This is a genomic window from Mediterraneibacter hominis (assembly GCF_014287475.1).
GTDB lineage: Bacteria > Bacillota > Clostridia > Lachnospirales > Lachnospiraceae > Mediterraneibacter > Mediterraneibacter hominis.
The window spans coordinates 1,341,220-1,353,800 of sequence record NZ_JACOPF010000001.1; the positions used below are offsets into that span (position 1 = coordinate 1,341,220).

Sequence of the window (12,581 nt, forward strand, 5' to 3'; positions counted from 1 at the left end):
CAATCTACACATTTGTAATTGTCCCTCTCATAGTTACTTATTTTGAATCTTATCTTACTAATTCTTTTACTTTCGCAGCTTTTCCGACACGTTTTCTTAAGTAGTTCAGTTTTGCTCTTCTTACTTTACCTCTGCGGACAACTTCTACTTTTTCCACGTGTGGGGAGTGAATTGGCCATGTTTTCTCAACACCGATTCCATTGGAGTTCTTTCTTACTGTGAAAGTAGCTCTCACTCCACCGCCCTGCTTTTTCAGGACAGTTCCTTCAAATACCTGGATTCTTTCACGATTTCCTTCTTTAATCTTAGCATATACCTTTACAGTATCGCCTACATTAAATACAGGAGCATTCTCTTTCATCTGCTCTGCTTCAATTTTTCTGATAATTTCATTCATTTTGTGTGACCTCCTTCATATTAGACGTTCTTAACACATGTATGCGTGTCAGAGGACCATCGGTTTCTTTTCACAACTATCGTAGTTTACCACATTTTCGTCCAAGTTTCAAGTACTGTTTTGATTTTTCTTGATAAACTCCTTTTCTGCCTCTGTAAGGATACTTTTTTCCAATAAATCCGGACGATTCTTCCATGTCCTTAAAATGGATTGTTCCCTTCTCCATTTTTCTATGTTCGCATGATGACCAGACAGAAGCACAGGGGGGACTTTTTTTCCATGCCATTCTTCCGGCCTGGAATACTGCGGATATTCCAGCAGATTGTCTTGAAAGGATTCAAACTCTGTTGAAACGTCATTGTGCAAAACTCCCGGCACCATACGAGAAATCGCATCCACCATCACCATTGCCGGAAGCTCGCCTCCGGTAAGCACATAATCCCCGATAGATACATAGTCTGTCACAATCTCTTCGAGCACACGTTCATCAATTCCTTCATAATGTCCGCACAGAAGAACCAGATCCTCTTCCCTGGCAAATTCTTCCGCCATCTTTTGAGAAAATGTCTGTCCCTGCGGTGAAAGATAGACAACTCTGGGCTTTTTCTTTAATTTCTCTGCCACAGACTGGAAGGCCAAATATACCGGCTCCGCCTGCATAAGCATTCCCGCCCCTCCGCCGTAGGGATAGTCATCCACACTCTGGTGTTTGTTGAACGCAAAGTCCCGAATATTCACTGCCTCAATACTGAGCAATTGGTTTTTCACCGCCCTGCCGATAATGCTCGTATGCAGCCCGCCCAGCACCATGTCCGGAAACAGCGTCAATATATGAAAATGCATATACCTTCCTTTCACTCCTCTCCTAGATCAATCCCTTCAAAAGATGGATTTTCATTCTTCCTGCCTCTATGTCCACGTCCAAAATACACTGCCGTATCGCAGGAATAAGCACTTCGCCATGTTTTGGAGAGTCTATAACATATACCTCATTGGCCCCTGTCTCTATCACATCCTTTAAGACACCGAACCTTTCTTCCTCTGTAAATACTTCCATTCCAATCAAATCTGCAATGTAGTATTCGTCCTCGTCAAGCTCCACTGCATCTTCCCGCGTTATCAAAAGCGCTTTCCCTTTATATTTTTCTATATCATTTATATCGTCAATACCTTCAAATTTTACAATCACAAACTTTTTAAAAAATCTGACACCTTGTATTTTTAAAGGTATTTGTTCTTTTCCGCTTTCTAGTATGACCTTTTTTAATGCTTTAAAACGTTCCGGATCATCCGTCGTAGGGTACACCTTGACCTCTCCTCGGATTCCATGTGTCGATGTAATTACGCCGACTTGCAGCAACTGTTCCATTATCACGCTCTCCTTTATGCCGGAAAACCGGCTTTTTCCTACCAAGAACAAAGTGGGCAAGCCCACTTCAACTCCCCTGCCCCTCACTCTTGAGGGGCTTGTCCACTTTGCGCGCCGCCGCAATACCGCAAAGCGGTAAAATTTCCTTATTGCGGCGTGCACATCCCGCCCGGAGGGCTTTTCATATAATAGGAAATTTATCGAAATTTCCTATTATATGAAAAAGGAGCAGCTTCCATATCTTACCTATGAAGGCTGCCCTTTTCCCACAGGCTGAAAATGCCTGCATCCTGTCTACATAATGTCAACGACAACTCTTTTGTCTTCCTTTGCCGCCGCTGCTTTTACCACAGAACGGATTGCCTTTGCAATACGTCCCTGCTTTCCGATGACTTTACCCATATCGCCATCCGATACACGCAGTTCCAGCACAGTAGTTCTCCCGTCCTGTCTCTCTGTTACGGAAACACCCTCCGGATTATCTACCAATGCCTTTGCAATCACTTCTACTAATTCCTTCATTTACGCGCACCTCCGCGAAAACAGCCTATTTTTCAATTCCTGCTGCTTTGAAAATCTTGCCTACAACTTCTGTTGGCTGTGCTCCATTATTCAGCCATCTTTTTGCTGCTTCTTCATCTACTTTGAATAAGCTCGGATCCTGGTTCGGATCATAGATACCGATTTCCTCGATAAATCTTCCATCTCTCGGGGACCTTGAATCAGCAACTACGATTCTATAAAAAGGAGCCTTCTTCTGTCCCATTCTTCTTAATCTGATTTTTACTGCCATTTTCTTTCACCTCTGTTTTTCTTTCTTTATTTTCATTTTTCTTTTCCCCTCCTGACAATCAGAAAAGGGATTTATGTGTTAAAAAGGAAGTTTAAACCTGCCTTTTTTACCACCTCTGCCACCCATCATACCAGGAAGCTTTTTCATCATCTTTCTGGTCTCGTTAAATTGCTTTACCATACGGTTTACTTCTGCAATATCCACCCCAGCCCCTTTTGCAATCCGGTGCTTTCTGGAGGGATTTAAAATATCCGGGTTTCTTCTTTCTTCCACAGTCATGGAATAGATGATCGCTTCCATTCTCGCCATCTTCTTTTCATTCTCCTGCGTGTCAAGCTCTGGCAGCTTGCCTTTTCCTAAACCGCCCAACCCGCCCAGCCCCGGCATCATTCCCAGTATACTAGAAAGCCCTCCCATCTTTTTCATCTGGTTCATACTTTCCAGATAGTCCTCAAAATCAAACTGGGCCTTTTTCATCTTTTCGGCCATCTGCCTCGCTTTGTCTTCGTCTAACTCGGCTCCAGCTTTTTCGATCAAGGTCAGGACATCTCCCATTCCCAGTATACGTGAAGCCATCCGGTCAGGGTAAAACTGCTCCAAATCTGAAAGCTTCTCCCCCATACCGACATAGAGAATCGGGCATCCGGTTACTGCTTTGATGGAAAGCGCCGCACCTCCTCTTGTATCACCGTCTAATTTCGTTACAATGACACCGTCGATTCCGATTTTCTCGTTAAAGCTTCCAGCCACATTCACTGCGTCCTGTCCGGTCATAGCGTCCACTACCAAAATTGTCTGATGCACTTCCACTGCCTCTTTGATTTCCTGAAGCTCCGACATCATCTCCTCATCTATATGAAGGCGACCTGCCGTATCTAGAATAACCAGATTATTATGGTTCTTCTTTGCATGCTCTAAAGCTGCCTTCGCAATATCCGCAGGACGGTTTTTCTCGCCCATCGAAAAGACTTCGACCCCCTGCTTCTCTCCGTTTATCTGTAATTGTTTGATTGCCGCGGGACGGTATACGTCACACGCAACCAACAGCGGATTTTTTCCTTTTAATTTATATTTTCCGGCAAGCTTTGCCGTTGTGGTAGTCTTACCAGCTCCCTGAAGCCCTGCCATCATAAGGACAGTGATTGCACTTCCCGGTTGAAGGCGAATCTCCGTTGTCTCAGAACCCATCAATTTAACAAGCTCTTCATTTACAATCTTAATAACCATCTGTCCGGGATTCAGTCCGTTCATAACATCCTGCCCGACGGCACGCTCCTGTACCTCTTTTACAAAATTCTTTACAACCTTAAAATTAACATCCGCCTCTAAAAGAGCCATTCTGACTTCTTTTAAGGCAGCCTTGACATCTTCTTCGGTCAGGCGGCCTTTACTTCTCAAGCTTTTAAATACATTTTGAAGTTTCTCTGTTAAGCTGTCAAATGCCATTCTACAACTCCTCTATAATCTTATCCGCTATCCTGCGGATATCCGCTATCATTTTCTTTGTGTCGGTTTTTTTATTTCCATATGTCTCCAAAATCCGATCAATCTCATGCACCTTTTCCTTGATAGAGACGAATTTTTCAACAAGCTGCAGCTTCTCCTCATATCCTTCTAAAATCCGCTGACAGCGTCTCACCATATCATGGACTCCCTGCCTGCTTATACCGGCACTCAACGCAATCTCGCTTAAGGATAAATCTTCCAGGACAAACTGCTCATAGATTTCCTTTTGATGTTCCGTCAAAAGCTCTCCATAAAAATCATACAGCAGAGCCTGTTTAAAAATCTCATCCATTTTTATCACCTCTGCTATATTACACGAAAAGGAAAGTGTTGTCAAGTATTTTCTCTTGACACCTCTTAAAATTCCCTAAGATAACAATTTTCCTACATGAAGCATTCCCCACCCGAGCTTCTGGTCCTGTTCCGTACAGGAGGCACGCAGTTTTAATTTCACTTCTACATTCGTCATATCCGGTTCCTTTGACAAAAGACAGGCTATCGCACCAGATACGACCGGCGTTGCCATAGAAGTCCCGCTTTTCATTGTGTAAAATCCCTCCCGCCTATTTTTAAACCGGCTGTTGCAGCTTATAATCCCCGTCCCGGGCGCCAATACGTCTGGTTTTACCACACAGGTATCTGTAGGCCCTCTTCCTGAATAGTTTTTCAGCTTCCCTTTACTTTGTACAGGCAAAGCTTTCGCAAAAGCTTCTACATTGTCCGGAACTCCTACTGTAATTACTTTTGGGCTGTTACCGGGAACCGCAACTGTCCCGGCGCCCGGCCCATAATTTCCCGCCGACACAACTACGACCATTCCCTCATTCCACAGATCCTCTACTGCCTCTAAAAGCAGGGTTTTCTGGCGTTCTTCCAAATCCGGCTGCGTCCCTACTGAAATGTTGACAATCCGTATCGGGTACTTCTCTTTCATCTGAAAAATCCATTCAATTCCATCAAGCACTGTATGAACAGCTCCATTCCCTTCCTTGTCCAGCACTTTTCCAATTAAAAGCCCTGTATGCGGAGCCATCCCTGCATAATTTCCTCCGGACTGCTTTCCGCTTCCCGCCAGAATTCCGGATACATGTGTGCCATGTCCGCTGTCGTCATGGATCTCTTGTTTATTTCCCGTAAAATTTTTAAATTCCAAAATTCTGCTGTCAAAATCAGGGTGCAGCGCGATTCCGGTATCCAGTACCGCCGCGCATACACCCTGTCCTGTAAATTTACCGGACACAGTATCCTCACACCAGTATCCGATCGATTCTTTTACCCATCTCATACAAACACCCTTTTTTACCAGAATATTCGAAAAATGGATTTTTGTTATTTTTCTTTTTTACTCCTGTCCGGAAGGAGTGCTGTCTTCTACTTTAATCATACGGTATCCCACCCCGATATGCGTCTGTATATATTTAGGGTGTGCCGTATCCTTCTCAATTTTTTTTCTAAGAGACGCCATATATACCCTAAGAGAGGACATATCGCTCTCCAGAGCATTGACCCATACCTTGTCCAGTATAAACTGATAGGTCAGAACCTTTCCTACATTCTGCGCTAGGAGGCATAATAAGCTATATTCTAACGGCATCAAATGGATCTCATGCCCGTCAACCGCTACCGTCCCTGCTCCATAATCAATGGTAAGCTCCCCATTATGAAATACACTTACATTGGAGGTTTCCGTTTTCATTAAATACTGCAGCCTTCTCAATGTAGAGCGCACTCTTGCCAGCAGTTCTTCCACACTGAAGGGTTTTGTCAGGTAATCGTCCGCCCCTGCGTCCAAAGCATCTACTTTATCCTGATCATCGCTGCGCGCACTGATGACAATAATCGGCGCCACCGACCATGTACGGATCTTTTGTATTACGTCAATACCGTCCATATCCGGCAGTCCCAAATCCATCAAAATAATATCAGGATTTCCGGACGCCGCTGCCATAACAGCCTGATTTCCATTTACCGCCGTCTCGTATTTGTATTTTTGTGATTCCAAGGTTGTTGTAATCAGGTTCCGCACAGGCATATCGTCTTCTACCACCAAAACAAAGGGCTTTCCATTATTTGTCATAGTCTTACATCCTCCACTTCTAACTCAAATCTGAAAACCGCACCGCAAGGCACATTATCATATATCTTTATCTCACTGCCGTGAGCGTTGACAATCGAACGGCAAAGCGACAGCCCAAGTCCCATTCCGCGCCGCCCGTCCGCCACTGTGTTTCCCAGAGTATAGAACATCTGAAAAAGCTTTTCTTTCTGATCTGGCGGAATCCCCGGGCCATTATCTGCAACAGAAATAACCGCTTTATTCTGGTACTGCTTTGCCTTCACTGTTATTTTGGAATCTGCCGGCGTATACTTCACTGCATTGTCTACCAGATTGATAATTACCTGCATCATCAGTTTTACATCCATCTTTGCCATCAAAAGCCCGTCACATTCCACACAGATCTCCTGGTTCTTTCCTCTGCGGTTCACATGTCTGACTGCCTCTTCGATTACATCTTCTACAATTTCACCCTGGATATTCAATTCCATTGTCCCATTTTCTATCCTTGTTACAAACAGAAGGTTTTCCACCAGATTAATCAGCCACATAGAATCATCATAGACATCCCTGTATACCTTCTTCCGCTGTTCCTCTGACATCGTCTCCTCGTTCATAAGGAGGTTTTCTGCATTACCCGAAATACTTGTAAGCGGCGTCCTTAAGTCATGGGAAATTGATCGCAGCAGATTTGCGCGCAGTTGTTCCTTCTGAAGGCGCAGGTCTGTTTCCTTTTGCTGTGCCAGAAGATTTTCTTTCTCCAGTGCAAACGCACACTCATTGAGAATTGCCTCCATAATCCCTGCCTCAAAGGAAGGAATCTCCTCTCCCTCCATATCAATTCCCACCACTGCGAACACACTCTCTGCGCTTCTAACGGCGAGGAACATGCAGCGGGAACCTGGAAGCGTCTCTGTGGAAAAGCCCGCACGCCGGTTATTGCGGTATGTCCACTGTGCCACGCCAATCTCCGACTCCTCCAGCATAGAGGGGGCGTTATCATTCTTCTTATATACCTCTGGAATATGATTGATCTCTGGCTTGCCAAAATAGAAGTAAATATTTTTCTCCAGAAGCCTTCCGAGCTGCTGTACAGTTTGCATGGCAATCTCCCTTAAGTCTGTCGCCTCCTGCAGTTTCCGGCTCGTTTCCAGTAAAAGCTCTGTCCGGTAAGATTTCCGCGCACTCTGTCTTGCATAGTTTTTCACTTTTTTTGTCAGAGCTGAACAAGTAAATGCCGTCACAAACATAACAAAGAATGTAACGATATAGGCAGGATCACTGACATTAAACGTATAGACTGGCATAGTAAAAAAGAAGTTAAATATCAGCACGCTTAAAATACTGGTGAGGATTCCCCATATCTGCCTGCTCGTCAAAATCGCCACCAAAAGAACCCCCAGTATATAGACCATGATAATGTTCGTATCACTTAAGCCAAGTCCCACAAACAAAGAAGCCACTGCGGTTGACAACCCGAGTCCCAGTATACAGATCACCATGTCCTTCCAGAGCTCTTTATATTCGATTGCTTTTGTCTTCTGGTACTTATAACGGTAGGTTTTTCCGTAGGCATCTGGAACCAGAAATATCTCCAGCCCAGGTGCCAGTCTGGAGAGCTTTTCAGATAAACTGTCCCGAATAAAAAGTGGATGGCGTTTTGTATAGGTTCTTCCCAGAACAATTTTCGACACCCCTGAAACTCTGGCATAAGCAGCAATTTCCTCTGCAATGTCGCTTCCATAAGAGGTTACAACCCGCGCGCCCAGCTGCTGGGCAAGTCGAATATTTTTATTGAGTTTTTTTCTGTTTTCCTCTGTAATACCTGCATTTTTCTGGGTCTCTACATACAGCGCCGTAAATTTTCCATGAAAGGCACGCGCAAGCTTTGCTCCCTGGCGGATAACCTTTTCATTGGATTCCGATGAAGATAGACAAATCAGCAGATGCTCTTCTGTTTCCTTCTTTTCTCCCATGTTCTGCTCCTCTTTTTTGTTTCATCTTACTTTAAAATCCCATCCAATGCAAGGTTGACCTCCAGTACATTAACCGTCTTTTCTCCAAAAATCCCCAGAAACCTTCCTGTTGTATACTTATCTATCACACCTTGTATCTCTTCCTCTGTCCTGTTCCTTTTTTCTGCTAGCCGCGGAATCTGATAATAAGCAGCTTCCACACTGATATGCGGATCCTGTCCGCTGCCGGATACCGTCACCAGATCCACTGGAATCTTTTCCTCTTCCATCTGTGGATTCGCCTCTTTTATTTTCCGTACCCTCTCTTTTACAAGCTTAGCATATGTTTCTCCTGCCGGACTCAAATTAGAGGGCACTCCGTAAGCAGTTGGATCTCCGTCTTCGTTTTTCAGCATTTCTGTATTCACATTCATAATTCTTCCCCAGAGGTATTCTTCCCCTGAAAACTGCTGCCCTAATAACTCACTGCCGTATTTTACCCCTTCTATCTCAATAATACTGCCGTCCGCCTTCTCCTTAAAAAACAGCTGGGATATCCCGGTAATCAGAAGCGGATACATCACTCCACAGAGCAGAGTAAATATAAGAACAGCCACAAATGCTTTCGGCAGTGCTGATTTCCATAGTTTCATATACATTTCCCTTCTTATCAACTAAGTCCTATGCTCGTAAGCAGCATATCGATCAGTTTAATACATACAAACGGTGTTACAATTCCTCCAACCCCGTAGAATAAAAGATTGCGGAATAAGAGCCTCCCTGCCGATACCTCCCTATATTTTACCCCTTTTAATGCAAGAGGAATCAGGGCGATAATAATCAGTGCATTATATATAACTGCTGAAAGTATCGCGCTTGTAGCACTGCTAAGTCCCATGATATTAAGCGCGGACAACCCGGGATAAAGTCCTGCAAACATTGCTGGTACAATCGCGAAATATTTTGCCACATCATTTGCGATACTGAAGGTAGTCAGGCTCCCCCTCGTCATTAAAAGCTGTTTTCCAATGTGCACAACTTCGATCAGTTTGGTCGGTGAGGAATCTAAATCTACCATATTCCCCGCTTCTTTTGCTGCCTGTGTCCCAGAGTTCATTGCCACCGCCACATCTGCCTGTGCAAGTGCCGGCGCATCATTTGTTCCATCACCAGTCATCGCCACAAGATGTCCTGCCTCCTGTAGCATACGGATCTTCTCCAGCTTCTGTTCCGGCGCCGCCTCCGCCAAAAAGTCATCCACTCCCGCCTCCGCCGCGATCGCCGCAGCCGTCACAGGGTTATCACCGGTAATCATAATCGTCTTAATTCCCATTTTTCTTAAATCTGAAAACTTCTCTCTGACTCCTGCCTTGATAATGTCTTTCAGATAAATTACCCCCAGGACTTCATGGTTCTTCGCGACGATCAGAGGGGTTCCGCCTTTTTGTGACACCTGGGAGGCTACCGCTTCACATTGAGAAGAAACCCTTCCTCCTGCCGCTTCTACATATTCTTTGATCGCATCAACAGAGCCTTTCCTTATTTCACTTCCTCTTAAATCTACCCCACTCATCCGCGTCTTAGCTGTAAATGGAATAAATTCTATCTGCATATCCTGCAGGTTCCTCTCCCGAATTCCGAAGGTTTCTTTTGCCAGAATTACAATGCTTCTCCCTTCCGGCGTCTCATCCGCAAGAGAAGATAGCTGCGCCGCATCTGCCAGCTCCTGTTCTGTGTGTCCGTCCACTGGAATAAACCTGCTCGCTTGACGGTTTCCCAGTGTAATTGTTCCGGTTTTATCTAAAAGCAGTACATCCACATCTCCCGCCGCCTCGATTGCACGCCCACTCATAGCAAGTACATTCGCCCGATTCAGCCGACTCATTCCAGCAATCCCAATCGCCGAGAGCAGCGCTCCGATCGTCGTCGGCGCAAGACATACCAAAAGTGCAATCAAGGAGGTGATTGTCGTCGGGTTCACTATATCCGCCTGTCTGGCAGAAAAAGAAGAAAATGCATAGAGTGACAGCGTAACAAAAATAAAAATAATCGTAAGAGCTACAAGAAAAATCTCCAGCGCGATCTCATTGGGCGTCTTCTTTCTCGCTGCCCCCTCGACCATTGCAATCATTTTGTCCAGAAACCGTTCCCCTGCCTCCTTCGTCACCTGGATAACCAAGTAATCTGAAATCACCGTCGTTCCGCCTGTCACAGAATTGCGTTCCCCTTGTGCTTCCCGGATTACAGGAGCAGACTCTCCTGTGATGGTGCTCTCATCTACAGACGCCGCCCCTTCTACCACTATGCCGTCCGCCGGAATATGCTGTCCGGCCTCCACGAATACCAGATCCCCTGTTTTTAACATAGATGACAGAACTTTTTCTTTCTTGTCTTTTTCATCCGCAGATGGAATTCGGTATGCCGTCACATCCCGTCTCGATGCACGCAGTGAATCTGCCTGTGCTTTTCCATGTCCCTCCGCAATTGCCTCAGCAAAATTCGCAAACAACACCGTAAACCACAGGATGACTGCTACTGCGAATACAAATCCTGTAGAAGTATCCTGAAAACCAAACAGTCCTGCTATAAACAGTAGTGTAGTAATGCACGCACACAAATATACCAGAAACATGACTGGATTTTTTATCTCCGTCTTTGGAGCCAATTTGATAAATGAATCCTTTACTGCCCTGATAACCAGCTTCTTTGTTATCAGTCTGTCTTTCCCTCTCCTTCTCATCTTCTTACACTGCCTCCTAGCCTATCATCTGAAAATACTCTGCAATCGGCCCAAGGGAAAGCGCCGGCAAAAAGCTAAGCGCTCCTATAAGCAATATTACAAAAATCAACAATCCTACAAACAATGGCCCGCATGTAGACAATGTTCCTGTCGTCACCGCTGTTTTTTTCTTCTTTGCCATATTTCCCGCTACTGAAAGAATCGCCATCATTGGAATAAATCTTACCAGTGCCATCACAATTCCAAGTGAAAGATTTAAAAACACCGTATTCGCTGCCAGCCCTGCAAAGGAAGATCCGTTGTTTCCTCCCGCCGAAGAAAACGCATACAGAATCTCTGTCAGTGCATGTGCTCCTGTATTATTCACACTCTTTTCTACGGCCGGAACAAGTGCGGCGATTCCGCTTCCTGCCAGGATTGCTACGGATGTCATAAGACAGATAATGCACGCCATTTTCATCTCGTGTGCTTCAATCTTCTTCCCCAAATATTCCGGCGTCCTGCCTACCATAAGACCTGCAATAAACACCGTCATAATGGCAAATCCAATCATTCCGTACAGTCCGCTTCCTGCTCCGCCAAATACCACCTCTCCAATCTGCATGAGCAGAAGCGGAACCGCGCCTCCAAGCGGGGTATAGGAATCATGCATAGAATTGACAGAGCCATTTGCAGCCGCCGTCGTAAATGTCGCCCACATAGCAGAATCTGCAATTCCAAATCTCGCTTCTTTTCCTTCCATATTGCCGCCCGCCTGACCGTCCGTCTGTTCTATATTAACGGATTCCTGCGCTTTTAGCTGCGGAGTACCAGATTGCTCTGCAGCAAAGGTAGCCGACAGTGCAAGCAGCAAAAGGATCAGCATGGCAGAAAATAAAGCGACTCCCTGCCGTTTGTCCCGGATATTTCTTCCGAAAGTGAAACACAGAGATACAGGGATCAGCAAAATAGAAATCAGTTCAATCAGATTGGACAGAGCCGTCGGATTCTCAAGCGGAAAAGCCGAATTTGTGCCAAACACGCCTCCACCGTTTGTTCCCAACTGCTTGATTGCTATCTGGCTTGCGGCAGGGCCCATAGGTACTGTCGCTTCCGTAATCTCATCGCCGTCCTCCGTCACCACTGGTTCTATAAGCTCTACTGTCTCATTTCTGTTTAAGTTTTGCACAACTCCCTGCGATACCAGGAGGACAGAAACAAGGATAGAAAGTGGAATCAGTATATAAAGAAGAATTCTTGTCAAATCTGCCCAGAAATTTCCAAGCCCCTCTGATTTCACCTTTACAAATCCCCGTATCAGTGCAAATAGGACAGAAATTCCAACTGCCGCCGATACAAAATTCTGTACGGTCAGTCCTGCCATCTGTGAAAAATAAGACATGGAAACCTCGCCTTTATACGCCTGCCAGTTTGTATTTGTCACATAGCTTACCGCCGTATTAAAGGCGAGATCCGGACTCATCCCTTTTACTCCCTGGGGATTCAAGGGCAGTACACCCTGCAGCAGTAAAATCAAAAACAAAAACACAAAGCTAAACAGACTGAATGCTCCTATGCTGACAGCATACTTCTTCCAGCCCATCTGTTCTTCTTTATTGATTTTAAGCGTCCGGTATATCAGTCTTTCAACAGGAGAAAGCAGTCTTGTCAAAAAGACCTTTTCTCCATTCATCACTTTTCCGATATATCCGCCAAGCGGAACTGCCAATGCAACTAATATGGCAATACACAACCCGTACTGTACGATTGTATTTTCCATTCTCTC

The 12,581-nt window shown here is 45.1% G+C and carries 13 protein-coding genes; all 13 read right to left on the minus strand.

Translation table 11 applies throughout. The features are described from left to right. Window positions 1-49: 49 nt before the first annotated feature. On the minus strand, window positions 50-397 hold the full coding sequence (gene rplS, locus H8S37_RS06495) for a 50S ribosomal protein L19 (protein ID WP_186875185.1): 348 nt from the start codon (window positions 395-397) through the stop codon (window positions 50-52). A gap of 108 nt (window positions 398-505) precedes the next feature. Further along, complete coding sequence (gene trmD / locus H8S37_RS06500) at window positions 506-1,240, minus strand: tRNA (guanosine(37)-N1)-methyltransferase TrmD (RefSeq protein ID WP_186875186.1); 735 nt, start codon at window positions 1,238-1,240, stop codon at window positions 506-508. A 22-nt stretch (window positions 1,241-1,262) separates the two neighbouring features. Next, a complete protein-coding gene (gene rimM / locus H8S37_RS06505; RefSeq protein ID WP_186875187.1) occupies window positions 1,263-1,766 on the minus strand; it encodes a ribosome maturation factor RimM in 504 nt (167 codons plus the stop codon). Between the two features lie 294 nt (window positions 1,767-2,060). Continuing rightward, window positions 2,061-2,288 carry a KH domain-containing protein gene (locus H8S37_RS06510; RefSeq protein ID WP_186875188.1) on the minus strand — a complete coding sequence of 76 codons (228 nt, stop codon included), beginning with the start codon at window positions 2,286-2,288 and terminating at the stop codon, window positions 2,061-2,063. 25 nt (window positions 2,289-2,313) lie between these two features. Beyond that, complete coding sequence (rpsP, locus tag H8S37_RS06515; RefSeq protein ID WP_186875189.1) at window positions 2,314-2,559, minus strand: 30S ribosomal protein S16; 246 nt, start codon at window positions 2,557-2,559, stop codon at window positions 2,314-2,316. 78 nt (window positions 2,560-2,637) lie between these two features. Continuing rightward, window positions 2,638-4,005: a signal recognition particle protein gene (gene ffh / locus H8S37_RS06520; protein ID WP_186875190.1), complete on the minus strand. Its 1,368-nt coding sequence runs from the start codon at window positions 4,003-4,005 to the stop codon at window positions 2,638-2,640. A 1-nt stretch (window position 4,006) separates the two neighbouring features. Beyond that, on the minus strand, window positions 4,007-4,357 hold the full coding sequence (gene ylxM / locus H8S37_RS06525) for a YlxM family DNA-binding protein (protein WP_186875191.1): 351 nt from the start codon (window positions 4,355-4,357) through the stop codon (window positions 4,007-4,009). Between the two features lie 75 nt (window positions 4,358-4,432). Next, window positions 4,433-5,350, minus strand: coding sequence for a S8 family peptidase (locus tag H8S37_RS06530; protein ID WP_186875192.1), 918 nt, complete (start codon window positions 5,348-5,350; stop codon window positions 4,433-4,435). A 57-nt stretch (window positions 5,351-5,407) separates the two neighbouring features. Beyond that, window positions 5,408-6,142 (minus strand): response regulator, encoded by a 735-nt coding sequence (locus H8S37_RS06535; RefSeq protein WP_186875193.1) that lies wholly within the window; start codon window positions 6,140-6,142, stop codon window positions 5,408-5,410. After that, the gene (locus H8S37_RS06540; protein ID WP_186875194.1) at window positions 6,139-8,097 is read right to left on the minus strand and encodes a DUF4118 domain-containing protein; all 1,959 of its coding nucleotides are present in this window, start codon (window positions 8,095-8,097) and stop codon (window positions 6,139-6,141) included. Before H8S37_RS06540 ends, H8S37_RS06535 begins: the two co-directional genes overlap by 4 nt. Before the next feature lie 26 nt (window positions 8,098-8,123). Further along, on the minus strand, window positions 8,124-8,729 hold the full coding sequence (gene kdpC / locus H8S37_RS06545) for a potassium-transporting ATPase subunit KdpC (protein ID WP_186875195.1): 606 nt from the start codon (window positions 8,727-8,729) through the stop codon (window positions 8,124-8,126). Between the two features lie 17 nt (window positions 8,730-8,746). Beyond that, window positions 8,747-10,816, minus strand: coding sequence for a potassium-transporting ATPase subunit KdpB (gene kdpB / locus H8S37_RS06550; protein ID WP_186875196.1), 2,070 nt, complete (start codon window positions 10,814-10,816; stop codon window positions 8,747-8,749). Window positions 10,817-10,832: 16 nt separating this feature from the next. Next, on the minus strand, window positions 10,833-12,575 hold the full coding sequence (gene kdpA, locus H8S37_RS06555) for a potassium-transporting ATPase subunit KdpA (protein WP_186875197.1): 1,743 nt from the start codon (window positions 12,573-12,575) through the stop codon (window positions 10,833-10,835). Window positions 12,576-12,581: the final 6 nt, after the last annotated feature.